Annotated in this window: 19 protein-coding genes; 12 read left to right on the top strand and 7 right to left on the bottom strand. The window is 71.6% G+C overall.

Annotated elements, in window-relative coordinates:
• Positions 1 to 63 precede the first annotated feature (63 nt).
• Positions 64 to 1,836: a carboxylesterase/lipase family protein gene (locus ACH5AC_RS13760; protein ID WP_398861946.1), complete on the top strand. Its 1,773-nt coding sequence runs from the start codon at positions 64 to 66 to the stop codon at positions 1,834 to 1,836.
• 3 nt (positions 1,837 to 1,839) lie between these two features.
• Here the strand turns inward: ACH5AC_RS13760 and ACH5AC_RS13755 are convergent, their stop codons facing one another.
• The 3 genes from ACH5AC_RS13755 to ACH5AC_RS13745 form a co-directional block, all read right to left on the bottom strand.
• Positions 1,840 to 2,907: a LacI family DNA-binding transcriptional regulator gene (locus ACH5AC_RS13755; RefSeq protein ID WP_398861945.1), complete on the bottom strand. Its 1,068-nt coding sequence runs from the start codon at positions 2,905 to 2,907 to the stop codon at positions 1,840 to 1,842.
• 239 nt (positions 2,908 to 3,146) lie between these two features.
• Positions 3,147 to 4,070 carry a homocysteine S-methyltransferase gene (gene mmuM, locus ACH5AC_RS13750; protein ID WP_398861944.1) on the bottom strand — a complete coding sequence of 308 codons (924 nt, stop codon included), beginning with the start codon at positions 4,068 to 4,070 and terminating at the stop codon, positions 3,147 to 3,149.
• Between the two features lie 88 nt (positions 4,071 to 4,158).
• Positions 4,159 to 6,369 (bottom strand): autotransporter, encoded by a 2,211-nt coding sequence (locus ACH5AC_RS13745; RefSeq protein WP_398861943.1) that lies wholly within the window; start codon positions 6,367 to 6,369, stop codon positions 4,159 to 4,161.
• Positions 6,370 to 6,595: 226 nt separating this feature from the next.
• Between ACH5AC_RS13745 and ACH5AC_RS13740 the strand changes: the two genes are divergently transcribed.
• Positions 6,596 to 7,684, top strand: a complete 1,089-nt coding sequence (locus tag ACH5AC_RS13740; protein WP_398861942.1) for a family 43 glycosylhydrolase — start codon at positions 6,596 to 6,598, stop codon at positions 7,682 to 7,684.
• Positions 7,685 to 7,686: 2 nt separating this feature from the next.
• Positions 7,687 to 9,096, top strand: coding sequence for an RICIN domain-containing protein (locus ACH5AC_RS13735; protein WP_398861941.1), 1,410 nt, complete (start codon positions 7,687 to 7,689; stop codon positions 9,094 to 9,096).
• Between the two features lie 10 nt (positions 9,097 to 9,106).
• Here ACH5AC_RS13735 and ACH5AC_RS13730 read toward each other — a convergent pair whose 3' ends face one another.
• Entirely contained in the window at positions 9,107 to 10,828 is a 1,722-nt protein-coding gene (locus tag ACH5AC_RS13730) for a rhamnogalacturonan lyase B N-terminal domain-containing protein (RefSeq protein WP_398861940.1), read from the bottom strand.
• A 374-nt stretch (positions 10,829 to 11,202) separates the two neighbouring features.
• On the opposite strand from ACH5AC_RS13730, the gene ACH5AC_RS13725 reads away from it, so the two are divergent.
• The 3 genes from ACH5AC_RS13725 (at position 11,203) to ACH5AC_RS13715 (ending at position 14,465) form a co-directional block, all read left to right on the top strand.
• Positions 11,203 to 12,246, top strand: coding sequence for a rhamnogalacturonan acetylesterase (locus ACH5AC_RS13725; RefSeq protein WP_398861939.1), 1,044 nt, complete (start codon positions 11,203 to 11,205; stop codon positions 12,244 to 12,246).
• 88 nt (positions 12,247 to 12,334) lie between these two features.
• Positions 12,335 to 14,035 (top strand): DUF2264 domain-containing protein, encoded by a 1,701-nt coding sequence (locus ACH5AC_RS13720; RefSeq protein WP_398861938.1) that lies wholly within the window; start codon positions 12,335 to 12,337, stop codon positions 14,033 to 14,035.
• Positions 14,036 to 14,099: 64 nt separating this feature from the next.
• On the top strand, positions 14,100 to 14,465 hold the full coding sequence (locus ACH5AC_RS13715) for a VOC family protein (RefSeq protein ID WP_398861937.1): 366 nt from the start codon (positions 14,100 to 14,102) through the stop codon (positions 14,463 to 14,465).
• Positions 14,466 to 14,577: 112 nt separating this feature from the next.
• On the opposite strand, the gene ACH5AC_RS13710 is transcribed toward ACH5AC_RS13715, so the two are convergent.
• On the bottom strand, positions 14,578 to 15,357 hold the full coding sequence (locus ACH5AC_RS13710) for an NAD(P)H-dependent oxidoreductase (protein WP_398861936.1): 780 nt from the start codon (positions 15,355 to 15,357) through the stop codon (positions 14,578 to 14,580).
• Positions 15,358 to 15,496: 139 nt separating this feature from the next.
• Here ACH5AC_RS13710 and ACH5AC_RS13705 point away from each other — a divergent pair, with 139 nt between their 5' ends.
• The 3 genes from ACH5AC_RS13705 to ACH5AC_RS13695 all read left to right on the top strand — a co-directional run bounded on the left by ACH5AC_RS13705 (position 15,497) and on the right by ACH5AC_RS13695 (position 18,276).
• Entirely contained in the window at positions 15,497 to 16,345 is an 849-nt protein-coding gene (locus ACH5AC_RS13705; RefSeq protein ID WP_398861935.1) for a helix-turn-helix transcriptional regulator, read from the top strand.
• Between the two features lie 93 nt (positions 16,346 to 16,438).
• Positions 16,439 to 17,308: a phosphotransferase enzyme family protein gene (locus ACH5AC_RS13700; RefSeq protein ID WP_398861934.1), complete on the top strand. Its 870-nt coding sequence runs from the start codon at positions 16,439 to 16,441 to the stop codon at positions 17,306 to 17,308.
• Positions 17,309 to 17,535: 227 nt separating this feature from the next.
• The gene (locus tag ACH5AC_RS13695; protein ID WP_398861933.1) at positions 17,536 to 18,276 is read left to right on the top strand and encodes an isocitrate lyase/phosphoenolpyruvate mutase family protein; all 741 of its coding nucleotides are present in this window, start codon (positions 17,536 to 17,538) and stop codon (positions 18,274 to 18,276) included.
• Between the two features lie 32 nt (positions 18,277 to 18,308).
• Here the strand turns inward: ACH5AC_RS13695 and ACH5AC_RS13690 are convergent, their stop codons facing one another.
• Both ACH5AC_RS13690 and ACH5AC_RS13685 read right to left on the bottom strand, forming a co-directional pair.
• Positions 18,309 to 19,085, bottom strand: coding sequence for an alpha/beta fold hydrolase (locus ACH5AC_RS13690; RefSeq protein WP_398861932.1), 777 nt, complete (start codon positions 19,083 to 19,085; stop codon positions 18,309 to 18,311).
• Positions 19,078 to 19,668 carry a TetR-like C-terminal domain-containing protein gene (locus ACH5AC_RS13685; RefSeq protein WP_398861931.1) on the bottom strand — a complete coding sequence of 197 codons (591 nt, stop codon included), beginning with the start codon at positions 19,666 to 19,668 and terminating at the stop codon, positions 19,078 to 19,080. Before ACH5AC_RS13685 ends, ACH5AC_RS13690 begins: the two co-directional genes overlap by 8 nt.
• A 211-nt stretch (positions 19,669 to 19,879) precedes the next feature.
• Between ACH5AC_RS13685 and ACH5AC_RS13680 the strand changes: the two genes are divergently transcribed.
• From ACH5AC_RS13680 to ACH5AC_RS13670, 3 genes are all read left to right on the top strand, one after another.
• Positions 19,880 to 21,613, top strand: coding sequence for a PHP domain-containing protein (locus ACH5AC_RS13680; RefSeq protein ID WP_398861930.1), 1,734 nt, complete (start codon positions 19,880 to 19,882; stop codon positions 21,611 to 21,613).
• Positions 21,610 to 22,128, top strand: a complete 519-nt coding sequence (locus tag ACH5AC_RS13675; protein WP_398861929.1) for a hypothetical protein — start codon at positions 21,610 to 21,612, stop codon at positions 22,126 to 22,128. The genes ACH5AC_RS13680 and ACH5AC_RS13675 overlap by 4 nt, the downstream gene beginning before the upstream one ends.
• Positions 22,129 to 22,234: 106 nt before the next feature.
• Positions 22,235 to 23,104, top strand: a complete 870-nt coding sequence (locus tag ACH5AC_RS13670; protein WP_398861928.1) for a potassium channel family protein — start codon at positions 22,235 to 22,237, stop codon at positions 23,102 to 23,104.
• Positions 23,105 to 23,126 lie beyond the last annotated feature (22 nt).

Raw genomic sequence — 23,126 nt, 5'->3', positions numbered from 1 at the left:
GGCGCGGATGTGGTGCTCTGGTGATACCCGATGCACGGAAGCGGCGGAAGGGCTGGTGGGCGCATGACGGCAGACCGGACGGACCACCCCGTGGGCCCTGTGGTGAGGACACCGTACGGGCCGGTACGCGGCAGGTACGAGCGCGGGATCGCGGTCTTCAGGGGCATCCCCTACGCGGCACCCCCCTTCGGGCCGCGCCGGTTCCGCCCGCCCGTGCCGCCCGAGCCCTGGGACGGCGTGCGCGACGCCGGCACCTTCGGCCCCACGGCGCCGAAACCGCCGTACTCCGAAGCCTTCGAGAAGTACCTGTCCGACCCGGTCGTGCCCGGCGACGACTGCCTCAATCTCAACGTGTGGACTCCCGAGCCGGGCCCCGGCGCCCGGCTCCCGGTCCTGGTGTGGCTCCACGGCGGCGCGCTGACCAGGGGATCCTCGGCCGTTCCGGTCTACGACGGACACGCCTTCGCCCGGGACGGCGTGGTGTGCGTCTCGGTCAACTACCGGCTGGGCGTCGAGGGCTACGGCCTCTTCCCGGACGCCCCCGCCAACCCCGGCCTGCGCGACCAGCTCGCCGCCCTGGAGTGGGTCCACCGGTCGATCGCGGCCTTCGGCGGCGACCCCGACCGGGTGACCCTGGCCGGACAGTCCGCCGGGGCCATCAGCGTCGGCGCCCTGATCGCCGCCCCGCAGGCCCAGGGCCTGTTCCGGCGGGCCGTGCTGCAGAGCGGCCCACCGGAGGCGTTCGACCGGGACAAGGTACGGCGCATGGTGCGCCGGATGGCCGCCCGGCTGAAGGTGCCCGCCACCGCCGAGGCGTTCGCCGCCGTCGACCGCGAATTGCTGCTGCGCGCCCAGGCCGAGGTCGGCAAGCTGAGCAGCCCCGTGCTGGGCGGGCCCGCCTTCGGCATCGTCGTCGACGGCGACCTGGTGCCGCGCGACCCACTGGAGGCGCTGGTCGACGGCGGTGTGGCGCGCGGCGCCGAGCTGCTGCTGGGCTGGACCCGCGACGAGTACCGGCTCTGGCTGGTCCCCGGCGGACTGCTGGAGCGCGTCGACCGGCTCGGCCCGGTCGCCCTGGCCGGCGCCATGGCCCGCTGCCACTGCGGCCACGAGGTGCCGCGTGGCTACCGGGCCCTGCATCCCGAGGCCGGTACCGCCGAGATCGTCGGGCAGATGGTCACCGACCACCTGCTGCGCCGCCCGCTGCAGCGCCTGGCCGACGCGCGGCCCGGCACCTCGTACGTCTACGAGTTCGCCTGGCCGTCCCGGCTGCCCGGCCTGGGCGCCTGCCACGCCCTGGAACTCGGCTTCGTCTTCGACACGGGTGAGATCGCCGAGTCCGCGAAGCTCGCCGGCGACGGCGCACCGCAGGAACTGGCGGACGCGATGCACGGCGCGTGGGTGCGGTTCGCGCAGACCGGTGATCCCGGGTGGGAGGGGTGGGACTCCCGGCATCCGGTGCGGGTCTTCGACGAGGGCGGACGGGATGCGGACGACGGTAGGCGGTATGAGGACGCTCGTCGGCGGGAGGGTGGCGACGGTGGACTGTATACCGCATACGGTCTGCGAGATGCTGAACTCGGTCTCTGGTCGACAGCCGACACCGCCGCGGCCGACGGAACGCCCACCGGCAGGACGACCATCAGAAGGCCGATGAACGGCAGGACCACGACCGGCACAGGCGCGACGACGATCGAGATCCCCACCGCCGCCACCGACCCCGCCGCCACCGACGCCGACGCGGCTCCAGCCGACGGCGGCACCGCCGCCCGAGCCGCGGAGCTGCGCTCGGCGGTCCGCCGGCTGCGCCGCGCGGCCGCCACTCGGCGCCGCTGACGGTCAGCCCGTCGAACCCCCGCCCACCCCGGCCACCGACTCCCGCACCACCACATGCGTCCCCAGCAGCAGGTGCTCACCGCGGGCGTCCGGCGCACGACCCAGCGCCGTACGCACCGCCAGACGGCCCAATTCCTCGTACGGCACATGGACGGTGGTCAGGGCGGGGCGCAGATCGCGGGCGAACGGAATGTCGTCGTACCCGGCCAGCGAGACGTCGCCGGGCACCTCCAGACCGGCCTCGTGCAGAGCGGTGAGCGCCCCCGAGGCCACCATGTCGGTGGCCGCGACCACGGCGGTGAAGTCCAGCCCCTCCGCCAGCGCCTGCCGCATCAGCCGGTGGCCGGAGTCGCGGGTGAAGTCGCCGTGCAGGACCAGCGCCGGGTCGATGTCCAGACCGCGGTCCCGGTGCGCGGCGGCATACCCGCGCTCACGGCCCTGCGCCGTCGTGTGGTCGGGTTTCCCGCCCAGGAACAGCACCCGCCGGTGGCCCCGCGAGAGGACGTGCGCGACCAGGGCGTGGGCGCCGCTCTCGTTGTCGTACTCGATCACCGTGACGGGGGCCCCTGGGTCCAGCGGCGGCCGCCCGCACAGCACGAGCCGTGCCCCGGCCGCCGCCAGCGAGTCGGCGATACGGCGGGTGCGCTCGCGGTACTCCGAGGTGTCGGCGGCGCCCCCGACCAGGATCACCGCGGCCGCGCGCTGGGCCCGCATCGTCTCCACGAACTCCAGCTCACGCCGCACGTCCCCGTCCGTGCTGCACACCAGGCACAGATGCCCGAGCCGCGTCGCCTCACGCTCCACACCTCGCGCCATCTGCGCGAACGACGGCCCCGTGATGTCCTCCAGCACGAAGGCGAGCGTCGGCGTCCCGGCCCCGGCGACCGCCTTGGCCCGGGCGTCGGCCACGTAGTCCAGGTCCCGAACGACCCGCAGCACCCGCTCCCGCGTCTGCGCGCTCACGGGATACACCCCGCCGAGCACCCGGGACACGGTCGACGCCGACACCCCCGCCCGAGCCGCCACATCCCGAATGGTGCTACGCCCGCCGTCCCCGTTTTTCCTGGTCATCCCCGGCCCCCTCCCCGGCGGCCCACGGCAACCGGTTTCCGCAGGGAGGCTAGCACCGATGGGGGCGTCGCGATGTGCCTGATCTGCGGGGCTGAGGTGACTTCTGTTGGTCGGCCCGCCGTCGCCACATGCAGCGGACAGCTCTGGTACCACTCGGCTCGCCCCCGCTTTTTCGCCGCGCGGTGCTGATGCGCCACTGTAAGGCGACCGGACTGGAAGGCCGGGCCACCCTGCGTCGGCTAGACGTCCCGAGCGATCGAAGCGATCGCCTCAGGCCCCACCCGGCAACACCCCCCGATCAGCCGGGCCCCAGCCTCCTCCCACCCCCGCACCTGCTCGGCGGAGAACGACGCGCGCCCCACCCAGGCGCGCCTCTTCGCGTCCCACGCCTCCCCGCTGTTGGGGTAGATCACCACCGGCTTCCCGGTGACCCGCCGGGCGATCTCGACAGCCGCGTCCACATCACCGGGCGCGCAGCAGTTCACGCCGACCGCGATGACGTCCTCCGCGTCGGCGGCCAACCCGAACGCGTCCTCCAGCGACTGCCCCGCCCGGGTCTGTCGACCGTCGACCGTATACGAAAGCCAGGCCGGCACCCCCAGCCCGCGCACCGTCCGCAGCAGCGCCCGCGCCTCGTCCGCGTCGGGCACCGTCTCCAGGGCCAGCACATCCGGCCCGGCGGCGGCCAGCACCTCCAGCCGGGGCCGGTGAAAACGTTCCAGCTCGTCGACGCTGAGCCCGTAGCGGCCCCGGTACTCGGAGCCGTCCGCGAGCATCGCCCCGTACGGCCCGACCGACGCGGCCGTCCACAGCGGGCGCGTGACGCCCTTGGCCCGGGCCTGCCGGGCCGCCTCGTGCGCCAGCTCCACGCTCAGACGCAGCAGTCCTGCGGCCTCCTCCCGCCCGATCCCGCGCTTGGCGAACCCCTCGAAGGTGGCCTGGTAGCTGGAGGTGATCGCCACGCTCGCCCCGGCCAGGAAGTACGCCAGATGCGCCTCGACGATCGCCTCCGGCTGCTCCGCGAGCAGCCGCGCCGACCACAGCTCGTCGCTCAGGTCGTGCCCGGCGGACTCGAGCTGGTTGGACATTCCGCCGTCGAGCACGACGGTCCCGGCGGCGAGCGCCTCGGTGAGAGAGGGACGGGAAGGGGTGTCGCTGTGCATGTCATGACGTTAGTCGACGGCGGAGGGGAGCCGTCCCCGTCGTCCGAAAGGTGAACAGGTCGACCCGCATGGGGGACGCCCCCGCTGGCTACCCCTGATCGATGACCGATCCGCGTCCGACACCGTCGCCGCGGACACCGTCACCCTGGGCACCGAGGCCCGCGAGATCCTCGGCCCCGCCGGCGGCCCGTCCCCGCGCCGCGCGTCGACCGGCCCGCCGTCGGCCGGTCCCGCGCGTGCGCAGGGTCGCCGGCACCACCAGGCCGCCGAGCAGCCCGAGCGCCAGCACGTACGGCCACCACCCGAACCCGTCGCCCCCGTCCGCACCCGCGCTGCTCGGGACCGGCGTGTCCGGGCCCGAGGAGTCCGACCGGTGGGCGAGGGCGGAGGGGCTTTCGGCCACGGCGGACAGGACGACGTCGTTGCCGTCGCCGCCCCGGTAGCTGATCCGGTACACGGCCTCGGCGAGCTTGACCTCGGCCCCTTCCGGCAGCCCGTCGAAGGTGCCGGTGGTCGCGGTACGGCCCGTGTGGTCGAGGACGGTGATCTCGGGCGTGGCGTTCTGCTGCGCGTCCGGGGCGACCGCGGACAGGTCGAGCCCACCAGCCAGCCGCACCTTGCCGCCCACCTTCAACGGCTCGGTTCCCAGCACCAGTTGGCCCTTCTGGTCCTGCGTGTAGTCACCGCTCACCGTCAGTCCGCCGCGGATCGCGCCCTCGTTGGTCACCGCTCCCCGCACGGTGCCCTTCCCGCTGAGCGAGCTCGGCACCCGCAGCGCCGAGCCGCCGGTGTCCAGCCGCGCGTCCGACGAAGTGAGCCTGATCGACCGGCTGTTGGTGAGGCGGGCGCCGTCGCGCAGGGCCAGCGTGCCCTTCTCGACCGTCGTCGTGCCGGTGTACGTCACCCCGCTGCCGGTCAGTGTCGTCGTCGCCGCACCGGACTGGACGAGCGATCCCGAACCGCCGATCCGGGCCAGGGACACGGGAGTCGACCGGTTGCGCACCACCAGCGTCCCGTCGATCACCACCCGGCACCGTTCCGACCTCATCAGCAGGGAGCCGTCGGCGCGGTCCGAGCCCAGCCGCAGCACCGCGCCCTTCTCCACCGTCGTGGAACCGTCGTAGTACTGCGCGGCCGCGAAGGTCACGTCGTTCCCGGGCGTCCCGGCGATGACGACGTCCCCGGCGCCCGGCGCGGACAGCGTGTCGTGGAAGACACCCCCGCCGATGGGGGCGCCCAGGGTCACCGGGCCGTTGTAGTCGAAGGTCAGCTTCGAACGCTCCCTGGCGGCAAGGAGGTTGATGTATACCGTCTCGGCGGTGCCGGGCATGAAGATCTTGTCGGTCGTCCCGTCGCCCCACTGGACGTTGGCGCCCTTGATGTTGGTGCCGCGCTTGTTGACGTTCTTGCGGGCGGGAGTCCAGTTCAGGGACGGGTCACTGAGCGAGGGGTTGGTGTCGCCGCCCTGGTTCGACCAGCTGTACTGGCCGGTGAGGATCACCTTGCTGCCGGGCCGGGACTGGACGTTGATGTCGCTGCCGTACTCCCGCTGGTAGAAGTCCATGCCCATGGTGACGGTCTGGCCCAGCGGGGTGTCCACGGTCCAGGTTCCCTGGTTGAGGACCTTGCGGACGTTGGGCAGTGAGGTCGCGAACTCCGGACTGCCGGCGTTGACCTGAGTGCCGTTGTCGATGACGCCCGAGAAGGAGTGGGCGCCCGACAGGTCCCAGGTGCCCCACAGGAAGCGCGGCTGGGTGATCAGGCCGGAGCCGGTGATGGTGCCGAGGTTGTAGGCGCTCCTGAGGGACAGGCGCAGGGTGCCGTCGACGCGGATGTTGTCCTGGTTGAGCTTGAACGCCGGGGTGTTGTAGGGGAAGTGGCCGATCAGTCCCGCGGTGCCGCCGTCGCCGTACTGGAGCGTCGCGCCGCGCTCGACGGTGATCGCGGGCGGGTCGGGGTTGCTCGTGGTGACGTACGGGTGGTTGCCGCCCTGGATCCGTACGCTCTGCCGCTGCCGGGACTTCGGCAGGGTGAAGTCGCTGTCCTTGGTGAGGACCAGGGTTCCGGTGCCGCGCACGGTGAGCGTGCCCTCGCCGCGGAACACCCCGTCGTACGTGGTCGTCCCGGGCGGCACGGTGACGACCGTGTCCCCGCCGAGCGTCACGTCGCGGCCGGCGAGCACGTCGGCGGTGACGTCCCGGGGGCCGGCGGCCCAGGCCGGGGGAGCGGTGACGGTGAGGGCGGCGACCGTGGCCAGGGCGCCGAGGGCCGCTGCTGTCTTGTGGATATGGCTGCGCACATGAGGGGGACGGGGCGAGGGGGTGACCGATAACAGAAATTCGCGCGTCGGCGCAGATGCGTTGGGCAGGCTCTTGGAAAGCGCTCTCTATTTGTCGCGTCAGACCCGTTGACCTCTTCCTGGCGCACCTTTACCTTTTCGGCGTTCGTAATGGCAGATGCTGTCCGTGATCTCGAACGCTTCATGCCGAGCACCTCGACATCTCGAACAAGAGAGGCAGTCCCCCATGAGCCGCGAGGACGACCTGCCCCACCTCCCCCACATCCCCAGCCGACGCGTGGTACTGAAGGGCGCCGCCCTGGCCGCGGGTGCTCTCGCCGCCACCCCCACGGTGGCGAGCGCCGCTCCCGACCACAACAAGGCAGCCCCGTACGTGAACCCCCTCGTCCCCAACCGCGCCGACCCGCACATCCACCGTCACACCGACGGCTTCTACTACTTCACCGCCACCGCCCCCGAGTACGACCGGATCATCCTGCGCCGCTCCCGCACCCTGAACGGCCTGTCCACCGCCGCCGAGTCCGTCATCTGGCGGGCCCACCCCACCGGCGACATGGGCGCGCACATCTGGGCGCCGGAGATCCACCGCGTCGACGGCAAGTGGTACATCTACTTCGCCGCCGCCCCCGCCGAGGACGTCTGGCGGATCCGCATCTGGGTGCTGGAGAACTCCCACCCCAACCCCTTCAAGGGCACCTGGGTGGAGAAGGGCCAGATCAAGACCGCCTGGGAGACCTTCTCCCTGGACGCCACCACCTTCACCCACCGCGGCACCCGCTACCTCTGCTGGGCGCAGCACGAACCCGGCATGAGCAACAACACCGCCCTGTGGCTGTCCGAGATGGCGAACCCCTGGACCTTGACGGGCCCTCAAGTCCGCCTCACGACACCTGAGTACGACTGGGAGTGCATCGGCTTCAAGGTCAACGAGGGCCCGTACGTCCTCAAGCGCAACGGCCGGATCTTCCTCACCTACTCGGCCTCCGCCACCGACTTCAACTACTGCGTCGGCCTGCTCACCGCCGACGCGGACGGCGACCTCATGGACCCGGCGAACTGGTCCAAGTCGCCCACCCCGGTGTTCACCAGCAACGACACCACCCAGCAGTACGGCCCCGGCCACAACTGCTTCACCGTCGCCGAGGACGGCTGCACCGATGTCCTCGTCTACCACGCCCGCCAGTACAAGGAGATCAACGGCGACCCCCTGAACGACCCCAACCGCCACACCCGCATCCAGAAGCTCGGCTGGAACCCGGACGGCACCCCGGACTTCGGTATACCCGTGGCCGACACCGTGACGACGGGAGGCTGACGATGAGACGTGCCTACGCGATCGTCCTCGCCTGCTGCCTGGCCGTGCTCGGCGCCCTGGTCACCGCCGGCCCCGCCCAGGCCGCGCCCCAGACCATCACCCCCGGCACCCGGTTCACCGACACCTCGGGCAACCCGGTCCACGCCCACGGCGGCGGGGTCATCAAGGTCGGCTCCTACTACTACTGGTTCGGCGAGAACCGCAACACGGACAACACCTTCCGCCACGTGTCCGCCTACCGCTCCACCGACCTGAAGAACTGGGAGTTCCGCAACCACGTCCTGACCCAGTCCAGCCACCCCGAGCTGGCCACCGCCAACATCGAGCGGCCGAAGGTCATGTACAACGCGTCCACCGGCAGGTTCGTGATGTGGATGCACAAGGAGAACGGCACCGACTACAGCGAGGCCCGCGCCGCCGTCGCCGTCTCCGACACGGTCGACGGCGCCTACACCTGGCAGGGCAGCTTCCGCCCGCTCGGCCAGCACATGTCCCGCGACATCACGGTCTACGTCGACACCGACGGCGCCGGCTACATGATCTCCGCCGCCCGCGAGAACTACGACCTGCACATCTATCGGCTCACCGCCGACTACACCGGCATCGCGAGCCTGGTCGCCAATCCCTGGCCGGGCGGCCACCGCGAGGCGCCTGCGCTGTTCAAGCGGGGCGGGGTCTACTTCATGCTCACCTCGGGCTCGACCGGCTGGAGCCCCAACCAGCAGCAGTACGCCACGGCCTCGAGTCTCGCCGGCCCCTGGTCGTCGATGAGGAACGTCGGCGACTCGACGACCTACGGATCGCAGACCGCATACGTTCTACCGGTGCAGGGATCCTCGACCACCTCATATCTCTACCTGGGCGACCGCTGGGGGAACTCCTTCGGCGGGACCGTCAACGACTCCCGCTACGTCTGGCTGCCGCTGACCTTCCCGTCCTCGACCTCCCTGTCGATGTCCTGGTCCCCGGAGATCACCGTCGACACGGCCACCGGGTCGGTCAGCGGCACCGGCGCCACGTACAACACGCTCGTCGCCCGGCACTCCGGCAAGTGCGCCGACGTCATCAACCAGTCGCAGTGGCAGGGCGGCCAGATCAAGCAGTACGACTGCAACGGCGGCAGCAACCAGAGGTACTGGTTCAAGTCCGTCGGCGGCGGCCACTACCAGCTGATGGCCCGTCACAGCTCGCTGTGCGTCCAGGAGAACGCCGACACGGTCACGCAGGAGAGCTGCAACGCCTCCGCGACCGGCCAGCAGTGGTCGGTCACCACCACCGGCAACCACGTGAACATCCGCTCCCGCGCCACCGGCGAGTGCCTGGACGTGAACGGCGCGTCCACCGCCAACTCCGCGGCGATCATCACGTACACGTGCAACGGAGGGACGAACCAGCAGTGGACGCGCGGCTGATGACCTCAGGTCAGCCGAGGAGGTCGATCGCGTCGATCGCCGTCCCCGCGCTGAGGTAGGACGTCGTCCCCGACCCGCTCACCACGTTGATCTTCAGCCGGTTGTACTGACCGGTGTCCGTGAGCCAGGCGGACGCCGGGATGCTGTAGGTGAACGTGTGGTTGTTGCCCCGGTACGAGCCGTTGGTCAGCGACCGCGTGTTCGGCTGGGTGGGCGGGGAGGGGATGGCGGACGTCCAGGTGTCGTTGACGACGACCTGCGGGCGGCCGTTGGCGTACGCCGTGGTCACGCCGATGCGCAGGGTGTGGGCGGCGGCGGCCTGGGCGGCGGTCAGCCGGAAGTAGACGATGATCCCGCTGTTGACGTCTTTCCAGAGGTAGCAGGGGAAGGCGGAGGTCTCGCTGCCGCTGCCGATCACCACGTTGCCAGTCCAGGAGGCCGCCCGGACGTCCGAAGGGTGCGCGTACGTCATCAGGCCGGCGTTCTTGAAGCCGCTCGGGGCGCCGTTCCAGTCGCCGATCCGCCAGATCGCGCTCGCGTTGCTCGGGTCGTTGGAGGACGGGACGGTGATGGTGTTGAGCGTGGTCGTCCCGCCCGCCGACACCGAAACCTGCGTACTGTATACAGCCAACTCGTCCTTGTAGACGGTCAACGTGTACGTCCCCGGCAGCACCCCGGAGAGGGAGAAGTAGCCGTCCGAGGCGCGCGCCGAGCCCCAGTACTGCGCCGCCGAGTTGGCGAGGCCCACCGTGTACGGGTACGCCGTGTTCCGCCCGGCGATCCCGACGCCCGCCACCCGTCCCCGGCCGCCTGCGCCGACGTATCCGGAGATCGGCAGCGAGTCCGCCCAGGGGGTGGTCAGGGTTCCCGGGAACAGCGACGAGGAGGGCGCGCCGCCGTCCGTGAAGGCGATCACGTACGGGCCCTGCAGGCCGAACCGCTGGGCCTCGGTCTGGTTCTGGCCGTAGTACAGGATCTCGTACAGGCCGCCGCCGTCGGCGCTCTGGTGGCGCAGCAGGGAGCGGTAGAAGGGGCCGCCGGACGCCTTCTCGTGATTGCTGCGGACGATCCACAGGCCGACGCCGCCCGCGCTCCAGCCGACGTAGGCGTAGTCCATGACGCGGAGCCTGGAGAAGTGCTTCGAGCGGGTCTGGCCGTCGGACTTCCGGAACACGTCCGACGCCTCGATGGTGGTGGGCGCGTAGGTGTAGGAGTCCGGCTCGTCGTTGAGGAACAGGCCCGGGCGGGTGCGCAGGATGAAGCGGGTGGCCGAGACCGAGGTGTCGGCCTTGTTGGTCCACAGGTAGATGTTGTTCTCGCCGCTGCGGGCCGCGTAGTAGTGCCTCAGCGTGCCGTAGGTGACGGAGACCAGGATCGTCGAGCCGGACTGGCTGATCGTCACATTCGAGGAGCCCAGGCCGGATTCGATGTGCGAGTTCCTGCCGCCGTAGCCCTGGTACTCCGTGCCGCGGTAGACCAGCGAACTGAGATCGCCGTTGGACTTGCGGACCTTGAAGACCAGGTGGGCGCCGGTGTCGATGACGTAGTTGGTGCCGTCGTCGCTCCACCCGAAGGCGGCGGCGGAGGCGGTCGGGGCCAGCGGGCCGGCGAGAGCCGTGGAGCCGGCTGCGGCGGCGGCGCCGAGCACGAAGGCACGGCGTGCGACGGATCCGCCGGGGGAGGGGGATCCGTCGGGGGTCGGGGACGACGGTCCGTGCGGGGATGCGGACATGGGGTTCCTCCTTACGGGAGGTGTGGGGGTGCGGGTGCCGGTGCCTGCGGGCGCCGGAGTGTGGGCCTGGGCCCGAGCCGTGTCCGGGTGGGGGGCGACGGTGCGTGGTCCCGCGAGGCGTCGGCGCCCTCCGTCGCCTCCCGGTCGCGCACGGCGGCTCCCGCGCGCCGGTGGCATGCGGGTGGTCGTCACCCGACGGCGGCCCGGTCCGTCGGGCAGGCAAGTGCAGAGTGACAGTTGAATCGATTTCGCGAAAGGGCTTTCACTGTTGGAAGGTTGAGGGTCCTGTGAAATCCGCCCAAGGGCTAGAAAGCGCTTGCCGTAGAAGGTACGGTCCACCGCCAGGCCCTGTTGCCGTGATCGAGGAGCCGCAAGTGAGACGTTTCACCATCGCCATGCTGGCCGCGGTGAGCCTGACCACCGCCCTGACGGCCGTGCCCGCCCACGCCCGGGACGACGACACGCCCCTCGGCATCGAGAACTGCACAGCCACCGCCTGCCACTTCGACGTCCCGCCCGGCACCTACGATGTGAAGATCCTCCTGGGCGGCGAGGACGCCTCCAGCACGAGCGTCTCCGGCGAGACCCGGCGCGCCCTCCTGCCGGAGACCGCCGCGCCGGCCGGTGAGCGCGTCGCCCGCAGTTTCACGGTCGACGTCCGCACACCCGAGGGAGAACCGACCGGCGCCGCGGGAACTCCCGGCCTGGACCTGACGATCGGCGGCTCCGCCCCCGCCCTCGCCGCGATCAAGGTCACCCCGGCCCGGCACGCCCGCCAGATCTTCCTCGTCGGCGACTCCACGGTCTGCGACCAGCCGGGCGAACCGTATACAGGATGGGGTCAGCAGTTGCCCCAATACCTGCGCAAGGGACTGTCGGTCGCCAACTACGCCGACTCCGGGGAGAGCACGGTCAGCTTCCTGGACAACCCGCAGCTCTGGGCCACCGTGGAGCCACGGATCCGCCCCGGTGACCTGGTCCTGATCCAGCTCGCCCACAACGACAAGCAGACGGACCAGGCGACCTACCGGGCCAACCTGGAGACCCTGGTGGCCGCGGCCCGGGCGAAGGGCGGCGAGCCGGTTCTCGTCACCCCGATCGTGCGCCGCTGGTTCAGCTCCGACGGCACGCTCAACAACGACATCGCGCTGCTGGTCAACGGCCTCGGCGTGAACCATCCCGAGGTGATCCGCTCGGTCGCGGCAGCCGAGGACGTCCCCCTGATCGACCTCACCGCGAAGACCAAGGCGCTGGTGGAGTCGCTGGGCCCGGAGGCGTCGAAAGCGCTGTACCTCTACAACGAGAAGCGGGACAACACCCACACGTCCGCGCACGGCGCGACCGTGTACGCGGGCATCGTCCGCGACGAACTCGTCGCCCGGCATCTGGTGCCGGAGGGCCTGGTACGGGTGGGATGACTCCCGTATGAGCCCCGCATGAACCCCTGGGGCGCCCCGACCGGAACCGGGGCGTCCCAGGCCACCGCCGGAAGGACTGACACCCCCGATGCAGCTGCCCCCGCCCGCCGTCGACCGGAGCCCGTACACCGGATACACCCGCGCCCACTGGGAGGCGGCCGCCGACACCCTGCTCGCCGCCGTTGCCCCCTACGCCACCGAGGACCGCGCCCTCTACCACTTCCCCGGTGGCCGGGAGAGCTGGTCCGGCCGGCTCTCCGACGGCCTGGAGGGCTACGCCCGGACGCTGCTGCTGGCCGCCTTCCGCCGCGACGAGACCGCGCTGGAACGGTACGCCGAGGGCCTGGCCGCCGGCACCGCGGGCGTCTGGCCGCGCATCGAGGACCGCAGCCAGCCCCTGGTCGAGGCGGCGTCGATCGCCCTCGCGCTGCGGCTGACGCGGGAGCTGCTGTGGGACCGGCTGGACGACGGGGTACGGCAGCGGGCGGCGGCCTGGCTCGGGGACGCGCTCACCGCCGAGGCGTGGCCGTGCAACTGGGAGCTGTTCCCGGTGACGGTCGGCGGGTTCCTGGAGTCGGTCGGGTACGAGGTCGAGGCATCCCGCGCGGCGGCCGAGCGCGGGCTTGAGCGGATCGAGAAGTGGTACGTCGGCGACGGGTGGTACACCGACGGCGACGGCCGGAAGTTCGACTACTACAACGGCTGGGCGATGCACCTGTATCCGGTGTTGCACGCCTGGCTGACAGACGACAGCCGACTGCTTTCCGTATACGGTCCACGGTTGTCCGCACACCTCGCCGACTACGCCCGCCTCTTCGGCGCCGACGGCGCCCCCCTGCACCAGGGCCGCTCCCTGACGTACCGCTTCGCCACCACGGTCCCCCTGTGGCTCGGTGCGCTCACCGGCCACACCCCGCTGTCGCCGGGGGAGACGAGGCGGTTGGCGTCCGGGGCGCTGAAGTACTTCCTGGAGCGGGGCGCGGTCGACTCCCGGGGCCTGCTCACCCTCGGCTGGCACGGCCCCGACGAGCGGGTCCTCCAGGGCTACTCCGGCCCGGCCTCGCCCTACTGGGCGAGCAAGGGCTTCCTCGGCCTGCTGCTCCCGCCCGACCACGAGGTCTGGACGGCGACCGAGGAACCCGGCCCCGCCGAACGCGAGGACGCGACCACCCCGCTCGCAGCCCCCAACTGGCTCCTGCAGTCAACCAGTTCGGACGGCGTCGTCCGCCTCCACAACCACGGCAGCGAAGACGTCCGCTACGACCCCTACTACACCCGCCTCGCCTACTCGACCGTGACGGCGCCCTCGGAGTCGTACGACAACAGCGTGATCGTCGCCGGCGACCCCGGCCGCACCGACATCGTGCCGCTCGGCGCCGGTGAGACCTGGGCGGCCTCACGCCACACCGCGGCCGGCGGCGCGGCCGAGGTCACCACCCTGGTGGTGACGTCCGGCGCGACCGAGGTACGCGCACACCTGGTGACGGGCACGGCACCCGGGACCCCGGTGCGGATCACCGGATGGGCGCCCGCCGACGGCGTACGCTCCGAACTGCTCCCAGCCGCAGGGGCGGGCGCCGAACTGACCCCCACTCCCCACGACTCGCACATCCCCGCACTGACGGGCAAGACATCCGAGCCCCCCACCCTCTTCGTCACCCTCGCCCGTCTCACCGCCGAGCCCAACCCCGACCCGCTGGCCCACCTCGTCACCGTAGAGGTACCCGACCCGCACGAACTGCACCTCCACTGGTCCGACGGACGCGAGGAGCAGCACCGGATCCCCTGAGCCGGACGGGGGCGACCACGAAATCCCGTCGCCTCTGTTCCCCGGCTCCACAACAATCCCCGGCATGACTTCTTCGATCCGGCACACCACCATCGACTCGGCCGACGCCCACGCCCTCGCCCGTTTCTGGTCCGAGGTCCTGGGCCACCCCCTTCACGACGACGACAAGCCGGGCGATCCCGAGGCCCTGATCGAGGCCGCCGGCCTGCTCTTCGTCACCGTGCCGGAGGCCAAGACCGTCAAGAACCGCATCCACCTCGACCTCCAGCCCCAGGACCGCACCCGGGACGAGGAGGTCGCACGCCTCCTCACCCTGGGCGCCACCCTGGTCGCCGACCGCCGCAACCCCGACGGCACGGGGTGGTGCGTCCTCACCGACCCGGAGGGAAACGAGTTCTGCGTGGAGCGGAGCGCGGGCGAGCGGGCCTGACCGAGCCGGCCCCGCTCGGGCGCGGGCCCCTTCCCCCTCCGTCCGTCGAACGGCATCGGCTCCGCTGGTCACGCGACGCAGAACCACGGCTCGGCTTGGACACCGTCGGTGGTCAGCCGCGGACGTGCAGCCCGAAACCTGTGCGGCCCGCCGGCTCCAGGCCCTCCTTCAGGTGCAGCGAAGGGATCTCGTAGTCACCGAAGTTCTGCCGTCGGAACGGGATCGGCTCGGTCGACTCCAGGGTGAGCAGGCGTTGCTGCCATGCCTTGGCGACGTCCGGGTAGTCCTCGTCGGTCATCCGGTCGGTGCCGTACAGCACGAACGGCGGCAGCACCTCGATGCCTGGGTAGTAGAGGATGCCGTGGTGGATCGGGAACAGCAGGTCGTCGATGGGGCCGTTGATCCCGCGAGCGGCATAATGCGACTCCGGGCCGCCGGCGGTCACCGACAGCAGGGCCTTCCTGCCTGCGAGGGTGCCCTCGCCGAAGCGCTCGCCGTACTTGGTGTCGCTGTGTTCGCCGACGCCGTAGGCGAAGTGGTAGGTGAACACCCGGTCCACCCAGCCCTTGAGGATCGCGGGCATCGTGTACCACCACAGCGGGAACTGGAAGATGACCGTGTCGGCCCACAGCAGTTTCTCCTGCTCGCCGCGGACGTCCGCGGTGAGCGTCCCGGCGTCGAAGGCCCGGCCCGAGTCCGCCGCGACCTTCAGCGGACTTGAGGCATGGGGGCCGTAGTCGGTGGCGTCCACGACTGCCTTCCAGTTCATCGCGTACAGATCGCTCACCCGCACCTCGTGCCCGGCGCTCTCCAGTGTCGAGACCGCAAGGTCCTTCAGTGAGCTGTTGAGCGACTTCGGCTCCGGGTGGGCGTAGACGATCAGCGTCTTCATCACGGACTCCTTCGGATCGGATGCCGTCGATCCTGGGTGCCGCGGCGCCCGGCGTTCAGGGACGCCTCGTCCGTCGGACGGGACTTCCTGGGAATGGCAGGACCACCTTCACGGGCACCGCCGAGGCCATACTGGGGACATGGACGACCTTGCGAGCTTCCTACGGACCCGGCGTGCCCGGGTCGACCCGGCAGCCGTCGGCATCCCCGTCGACAGCCGCCGCCGGGTCGAGGGGCTGCGCCGCGAAGAGGTCGCGCATCTGTCCGGAGTCAGCGTCGACTACTACGTACGCCTGGAGCAGGGCCGCGCGACCCAGCCCTCCGGGCAGGTCCTCGACGCCCTCGCCCGCGTCCTCGGCCTGGACGAGACCGAACGCGGGCACCTGTACCGGCTGGCCCGGCAGCGCCGCCGCCGCGCGAAGGCGCCGGGCAGCCGGGTCAGGCCGGAGTTGCTGCGCGTCCTCGGCCTGGTTGCCGACGCGCCCGCGCTGATCATGGATCACCGCATGGACGTGCTCGTCGGGAACCGCCTCGCCGAGCTCCTCTACGGGCGGCCGATGCCGGGCCTGAACACCGCCCGGCACATCTTCCTCGAGGAAGCCGAGCGCGGCCTTTACGCGGATTGGGAGAAATGCACCCGCGACGTCGTCGGGCACCTGCGCCTGGCCGCCGGCAAATTCCCCGATGATCCCCGTCTGGCGTCGCTCATCGGCGAGTTGGCGATGGGCAGCGAGCGCTTCCGCCGCCTCTGGGCCCGTGCGGACGTCAGCTCCCGCACCCATGGACGCAAGGCATACCGGCACCCGCTGGTCGGACTGCTGGAACTGCACCAGGAAAACTTCGCGCTGCCGGACGCATCGGGCATGGAGCTGCTGGTGCTGTCCGCCGAGCCCGGCAGCCCCGCCGAGGACGGACTGCGCCTGCTCGCCGGGCTGGGCGCGGACAGCCGTGACGCTTGTCCGACAGTGAACGCTCAGGCCCGCGAGTAGCTCAACAGCCGAAGTGGAAAAGCTGGGTAGGGTGCGCACGTTGCGCCGCGTGGCGAATTGTCGCAGCGCTCAACGGAAAGGGGCCGGGCGACGATGCAGGCGTCAGAGGTTCCGCGTGCGGTGACTGCCGCCCTGTCGATCGCCTCATCGCTGGGCCTGGCCGTCGACGACGCGATCGTCCTTCATGACTCGAACAAGCTCACTCTCCGTCTGCTGCCTTGTGACGTCCTGGCCCGGGTGGCGCCTGTGGCGCATCAGGTCGCGCGGTTCGAAGTGGAGCTTGCGCAGCGGCTCGCCGAATCCGGGTGCCCGGTGGCTGCTCTGGAGCCTGGTGTGGAGCCGCGCGTCCATGAGCGTGACGGCTTCGTGGTCACGCTGTGGACCTACTACGAGCCCCTGGCGGCCCAAGAGGTCTCGCCGGCCGACTACGCCCGGGCGCTCGAGCGGCTGCATGCCGGCATGCGCACGCTGGATGTCCCGGCGCCGCGCTTCACGGATCGAGTCGAGCAGGCTCAACGACTCGTGGCGGACCGCGACCTCACACCGGCGCTCGCCGACGCGGACCGGGAGCTGCTCGGCGACACGTTACGAAACCTGGGACGAGTGATCGGCGAGCGCGGCGGCGCCGAGCAACTGCTGCACGGCGAGCCGCACCCCGGCAACGTGCTCACCACGAAGAACGGCCTGCTGTTCATTGACCTTGAGACGTGTTGCCGTGGGCCCGTCGAATTCGACCTCGCCCATGCACCCGAAGAAGTCGGCGCACACTATCCGGGTGTCGATCAGGACTTGCTGCGTGAGTGCCGGATCCTCGTGCTGGCGATCATCACAGCGTGGCGCTGGGATCGGCGCGACCAACTCCCCGACGGGCGCCGGCTGGGCGCGGAGTGGCTCGCCCGGCTCCGAGCGGCACTCGGTCGCGACGGCCTGGGTCCGTCAGCCGGAACCGACGCATGCAGGTGACGTCCGTGGCCGGTAGGCGGCCGGTGGCCAGGTAGGTGTCGGTCGGGTGTATGCGGTCGACAGCTGTGTGTATGTGGTCGACAGTCGTGTGCACGTGGTCGACGGTTCGTCCTGACGCGGTCGAGCAGGGAAGCCGCCATGCGCCGGCCGCGGTCCGCGCGGGGTGTGGTGGGCGGCCGCGGGACGGTTCGGCCGGCGCCGAACTGTCACGCCCTTAGCGTGCCGGTATGACACCCTTCGCCGCTCTCCACCACGCCTCCGAACCCCTGCTCCTGCCCAACGCCTGGGACCATGCCTCCGCGCGGGCCCTCGCCGCGCTCGGTCATCCGGCGATCGGGACGACGAGTCTCGGTGTGGCCGCGGCAGCCGGACTGCCCGACGGGGTGTCGGCGACCCGCGACGAGACCCTGCGGCTCGCTCTCGTCCTCGGCTCAGGGCCCTTCCTCCTCACCGTCGACGCGGAGGGCGGCTTCAGTGAGGATCCGGACGAAGTCGCGGATTTCGCAGGGCAGTTGGCGGCAGTCGGCGCGGTCGGCATCAACCTGGAGGACGGGCTCGGCCCGGCCCGCCGGCACGCCGCGAAGATCGCCGCCGTCAAGGCCGCCGTCCCGGGCCTCTTCGTCAACGCCCGTACCGACACCTACTGGCGGGGTGACGGCACGGGGACCCTGAAGCGCCTCGACGCCTACCGGCAGGCGGGCGCCGACGGGGTGTTCGTGCCCGGCCTGACCGACCCCCGGGAGATCGCCGCGCTGGTCCGGCACCTCGACGTCCCGCTCAACATCCTCTACTCGCCCGCCGGTCCGACCCTGCCCCACCTCGCCGACCTCGGCGTACGCCGCGTCAGCCTCGGCTCACTGCTGTACCGGCGGGCTCTGGGCGCCGCCCTGGAAACCCTCATGGACATCGGCGCGGGCCGGACACCGCGGGGCGCGGTGCCGTCGTACGACGAGGTGCAGGGGTTGTGACCCCCTCCCCGCGCGCCTGAAGCCGCGGCCCCCTACAGCACTTCCGCCACGCACCCGGCGAAGTCCTCCGGATGCTCCAGCGCCCCCAGATGCCCGCCCGGGAACTCCACGAAGCCGCCCTGTGTGCGCTCGGCGACGAACTCGGCCGTACGGTGCAGGAGTTGCCCTCGGGAGTCGCGCCCGGCGGCGACGGTGAGCGGCACGGACGAGGCCGTGGGTGCCGGCGTGCAGGCGGAGAAGGACCGCAGGACGCGGGTGAGGAAGAGAGCCATCGGGCTCGTCAACTCATCGGCAGCGGCGAGCGGTTGTGACTCCGGCTCGGCGGCGGCAGTGGGATCGCGCTCCTCCAGTACGGCCGCCAGCCGTGCGCCCGCCGCCGCGAGCCCGGCCGCGCGGTAGGTGTCGTACACGCCCCGGAACGCGGCCAGTTGGCGCTCTCCGTCCGGCAGCACCCCCACGCAGGGCGGCTCGTGCGCGATGACGTGCCGCAGGCGCCCAGGGTGCCGGGCCAGCAGATCGAGGGCGGCGATCCCGCCGGAGCTGGTGCCGAGGACGTACGCCGACTCGCCCTCGGGCAGCACCGCGTCGAGCACACGGCGCGCCCCTTCGCTCCAGTCCTCGACCCGCTGCTCGGCGACCGGCAGGCCGAGCCTGCCGTGGTCGAGGCCGAGGGGGTCGTGGGTGACGACGGTGAACCGGTCGGCGAGTGCGTCGGTCATGGGGCCGAGCCCCATGGGGTGTCCCGCCCCGCCGGGGACGAGCAGGAGGACCGGACCGGTGCCCTGGACGTCGTAGTGAAGGTCAGTCATCGGTGCCGTTCCCTTCCCGGGGCCAGTTCTGGAGCAGTACGTGCAGGGCGTCGACCGCGCGGTCCCAGGAGCGCTGTACGTCGCGGGGTGCGTTGAAGCCGCCCGTGGACTCCAGGGCGCAGTAGCCGTGGAAGGTGCTGCGCAACAGCCGTACGGCGTCGGTGAGGTCGGGTTCGTCGAGGCCGTAGGCGCGGAGCATGCCGTAGGTGATCTCGGCGGTGCGGCGTGCTACGGGGGAGTCGGCGACGGCGGCCGGGTCGTCGATGCGGATCTGGGTCGCCGCGTACCTGCCGGGATGCTCCCGTGCATACACCCGGTATGCACCCGCGAAGGCGGCCAGCGCGTCCCGGCCGGCGCGCCCGGCGACCGCGGCCGCGATCCGGTCGATCAGCTCGCCGCCGGCCAGTAGCGCGACACGTGTCCGCAGGTCCTGGAGATTGCGGACGTGCGAGTAGAGGCTCGCGTCCTTCACGCCGAAGTGCCGTGCCAGCGCGGACAGGCTGACGTTCTCGAAGCCGACCTCGTCGGCGAGGTCGGCGGCGGCCGCGGTGAGGCGGTCGGCGGTGATACCGGCACGGGCCATGCGAACTCCTGGAAACCTAGGATGCCTAGGAAATACCCTAGGTGGTGCCGTCCCCCCGGGGAGCAGGGGAGGGCAATCCGACGTGTGTGAGGTGGTCGGGGATCACCTCGCGGTCGTTCAACGTTCATGTTTCGCCTCGATCCTCCCCACGCGGCGCGGTCGCGTCGCGCGGAAGGCAGCCGCGGAAGGCAGCGGCATCCAGGAGGCGTTCATGGGACATGGGCACGGGCACGCGCACACACATCCGCACGGTCATCATCACCACCACGACCACTCACACGACCACTCACACGACCACTCTCACGACCACGAGGCGGCGGGCGCCCTGCCCGCCGCCTTCGACACGTCCGTGCCCGACGAGGCCCTGAACCCCGAACAGCACTCGCGCCGCACCCTGTTGCGCCGGGCGGGGCTGCTCGGCGCGGGGCTGGCCGCCGGGAGCGTGCTCGCCGCGACGCCGGCCGCCGCCACCGGCGGCCGCAGGAGGAACGGCTTCCTCTGGCTGGCCGGCGACCACCACATCCACACCCAGTACAGCTCCGACGGCAAGTACCGCGTCGTCGACCAGGTCCGTCAGGGCGCCAAGCACGGCATGGACTGGCTGGTCATCACCGACCACGGCAACGCGACGCACGCCAGGATCGGTGTCGAGAAGGTCAACCCGGACATCAGACAGGCCCGGGCCGCCCACCAGGACACGCTCGTCTTCCAGGGCCTGGAGTGGAACATCCCGGCCGCCGAGCACGGCACCGTCTTCGTCCACCCGGGCCGGAACGAGGTCGCCGTCCTCAAGCAGTTCGAGACCGACTACGACGGCAGCGTGAAGGGTGCCGGCGACTCGACGCCCGCCAACGAGGCGCTCGCCATCGCCGGCCTCAACTTCCTCGCGGAGCAGGTCAAGCGGCGCAAGGTCAAGGACGCGCTGATGCTGGCCAACCACCCGGCGCGGCGCGGTGTCGACTCCCCGCACGAGATCCGCGGCTGGCGCGACGCGACCGGCGCCGGCCGTCAGATAGCCGTCGGCTTCGAGGGCGCGCCCGGCCACCAGGCGGCCGGTCTGCCCGCGCCCCTCGGCATGGGCCGCGCCCGCGGCATCTACGACAACAACCCCAGCGCCAACTCCTTCCCCGGCTACCCGCTGGAGAGCTACCGCACCTGGGGCGGCTTCGACTGGATGACCGCCACGGTCGGCGGACTGTGGGACAGCCTGCTCGCCGAGGGCAAGCCCTGGTGGATCACCGCCAACAGCGACAGCCACCAGGTGTACGCCGACACCACCGTGCGCGGCCCGGGCAGCGACTTCAACGCCAACGGCCGGTACGAGGACCCGGTCTACAGCGGCGCGATCGACATCGCCCAGGGCGACTACTGGCCCGGCCAGTACAGCCGTACGCACGTCGGCGCCGACGGATTCGGCTACGCCGCCGTGATGGACGGCATCCGCGCCGGGCGCATCTGGGTCGACCACGGGCAGCTGATCAGCGGCCTCGACGCCCGGATGACCGGCGGCGGCCGGTGGGCCACGCTCGGCGGCGCGCTGCACGTCCGGAAGGGCACGAGCGTCACGCTCACGGTCGACATCGCCCTCGCCGGCGGCCCCAACTGGGCCGGCTTCCTGCCCAAGTTGGCCCGCGTCGACGTCATCCAGGGTGATGTGACAGGGCCGGTCGAGGACAAGGACACGTTCACCGCGCCCACGGCCCGGGTGGTGAAGTCGTACGAGGTGAACAAGGCTTCCGGCACGGTCCGCCTCACCTACGACCTCGGCCGCGTCGACCGCCCGGTCTACGTCCGTCTGCGCGGGTCCGACGGCAACCGCGGCGCGGTCGGTGCCATGGGCGCGGCGGTCGACCCGGCCGGGCCGGCCCTCGACGTCGTGGGCGACGCCGACCCTTGGCGTGACCTGTGGTTCTACTCCAACCCGGTGTGGGTCCTGCCCTCGTGACAGTGCCGCCGTACGTCCTCACCGTGGACGCGGGGACCAGGGACCTGCGCGCGGCCGACCACCTGCTGCACACCCTGGCGGCCGAACTCGCCCTTCCCGGGGCCGTGTTCGGCTGTACGCACCTGGTGCGCGGGGACCGGCCGCGCGTGGTCGTCTCCCTCACCCTGCCGACTGAGCCGCTGACGCGCACCGCCCGGGAGCGGCTCACGGCACGGGGCCACGACGTGACGCCCGGCGCGCCCGACCCGCGGGGACGGGCGGTGCTCTACCCGGGGGCCGCCTCCCTCACCGGCACGCTGACCGTCGCGGAGGTGCTGGCGCGGTCGGCGATCGACCGGGTGACGGCCTTGGGCTCGCCCGGTCAACCGGCGCCGCGGGAAAGGCTCGTGACGCGGAACCACGTACGGCCGCAATGGCAGGACGGCGAGCTCGTCCTGACCGTCATGCCGGCCGCCGGGGGCGTCCTCGTCCCCTTCGAGGTGCCCGAACCGACGCCCTGCTGCGCGGACCACTGAGCACCCGAACGCCCCCTCGGCGCTTCGGACACCGGGCGGATGTCCTCGGCCCGGTGTCCGGTCGGCACCATGCTGGAGCCGGTAGCGGTACGGCTGAGGAGGGTGCATGGACTGGGTGATCTCGGTGGTCGGCGCGGTCATCGTGATGGTCATCCTGCGGGACGTGTTCCACACGCTGTGGCATCCGACCCGCCACGGGGGACTGAGCCGGGCCGTGATGATGACCCTGTGGCGGCTGTCCTCACGTGGCCGGCGCAGCCGCAGGTCCGCCGGGGTCGCCGGGCCGCTCGGCATGGCGTGCGTGGTGGCGATGTGGGCCTGCGGGGTGGCCGTGGGCTGGGCGATGGTGTACTGGCCGCACATGCCGGAGGGCTTCGTCTTCTCCAGCGAACTGGAACCGGACCGCCACTCCCGGCCCGTGGACGCCCTCTACGTCTCCCTGGTCCACGTCGGCACCCTCGGCCTCGGCGACATCGCGCCGGCGGAGGGCTGGCTGCGGATCGTCGCGCCCCTGGAGGCGCTGGTCGGGTTCGCGCTGCTGACCGCCACCGTCTCCTGGGTCCTCGGCATCTTCCCCGCGCTGGCCCGCCGCCGGGCGCTGGCGCTGCGCATCTGCCATCTGCGCCGCACCGACCCGGCGCCCGACGACCTGGCCTCCGGCGCCGGCGCCGGCCTGCTGGACGGGCTGGCCGCCGAGATCGCCCGCGTCAGCGTGGACTTCGCCCAGTACCCGGAGTCGTACTACTTCCACGACGGCACCGGCGACACCGCGCTGGCCCGCCACATCGGCTACGCCGCCGAACTCGCCGAACGGACCCAGCGGGCTCGCCACCCGGACGCCCGCCTGTCGGCGTCCGTCCTCGCCGCCGCACTCGACGACCTCGCCGCCACCCTCGACGAACGCTTCCTGCGCACCGGGGGCACGCGGCAGGAGGTGCTGAGCGCCTACGGTCGCGACCATCACGGGGACCGCTGAGGCCGCTGCCGCTGTGGTGGGA

It is taken from the genome of Streptomyces sp. NPDC018693 (assembly GCF_044391385.1).
Classification (GTDB): Bacteria; Actinomycetota; Actinomycetes; order Streptomycetales; family Streptomycetaceae; genus Streptomyces.
The sequence above is the reverse complement of the archived record's forward strand: the minus strand, read 5'-3'. Positions and strand labels throughout refer to the sequence as shown.

Excerpts from the sequence above, each read along its gene's own strand:
- ACH5AC_RS13760 (WP_398861946.1), top strand. The coding sequence starts at position 64 with ATGACGGCAGACCGGACGGACCACCCCGTGGGCCCTGTGGTGAGGACA.
- ACH5AC_RS13755 (WP_398861945.1), bottom strand. The coding sequence starts at position 2,907 with ATGACCAGGAAAAACGGGGACGGCGGGCGTAGCACCATTCGGGATGTG.
- mmuM (WP_398861944.1), bottom strand. The coding sequence starts at position 4,070 with ATGCACAGCGACACCCCTTCCCGTCCCTCTCTCACCGAGGCGCTCGCC.
- ACH5AC_RS13740 (WP_398861942.1), top strand. The coding sequence starts at position 6,596 with ATGAGCCGCGAGGACGACCTGCCCCACCTCCCCCACATCCCCAGCCGA.
- ACH5AC_RS13735 (WP_398861941.1), top strand. The coding sequence starts at position 7,687 with ATGAGACGTGCCTACGCGATCGTCCTCGCCTGCTGCCTGGCCGTGCTC.
- ACH5AC_RS13730 (WP_398861940.1), bottom strand. The coding sequence starts at position 10,828 with ATGTCCGCATCCCCGCACGGACCGTCGTCCCCGACCCCCGACGGATCC.
- ACH5AC_RS13720 (WP_398861938.1), top strand. The coding sequence starts at position 12,335 with ATGCAGCTGCCCCCGCCCGCCGTCGACCGGAGCCCGTACACCGGATAC.
- ACH5AC_RS13715 (WP_398861937.1), top strand. The coding sequence starts at position 14,100 with ATGACTTCTTCGATCCGGCACACCACCATCGACTCGGCCGACGCCCAC.
- ACH5AC_RS13710 (WP_398861936.1), bottom strand. The coding sequence starts at position 15,357 with ATGAAGACGCTGATCGTCTACGCCCACCCGGAGCCGAAGTCGCTCAAC.
- ACH5AC_RS13705 (WP_398861935.1), top strand. The coding sequence starts at position 15,497 with ATGGACGACCTTGCGAGCTTCCTACGGACCCGGCGTGCCCGGGTCGAC.
- ACH5AC_RS13700 (WP_398861934.1), top strand. The coding sequence starts at position 16,439 with ATGCAGGCGTCAGAGGTTCCGCGTGCGGTGACTGCCGCCCTGTCGATC.
- ACH5AC_RS13695 (WP_398861933.1), top strand. The coding sequence starts at position 17,536 with ATGACACCCTTCGCCGCTCTCCACCACGCCTCCGAACCCCTGCTCCTG.
- ACH5AC_RS13690 (WP_398861932.1), bottom strand. The coding sequence starts at position 19,085 with ATGACTGACCTTCACTACGACGTCCAGGGCACCGGTCCGGTCCTCCTG.
- ACH5AC_RS13685 (WP_398861931.1), bottom strand. The coding sequence starts at position 19,668 with ATGGCCCGTGCCGGTATCACCGCCGACCGCCTCACCGCGGCCGCCGCC.
- ACH5AC_RS13680 (WP_398861930.1), top strand. The coding sequence starts at position 19,880 with ATGGGACATGGGCACGGGCACGCGCACACACATCCGCACGGTCATCAT.
- ACH5AC_RS13670 (WP_398861928.1), top strand. The coding sequence starts at position 22,235 with ATGGACTGGGTGATCTCGGTGGTCGGCGCGGTCATCGTGATGGTCATC.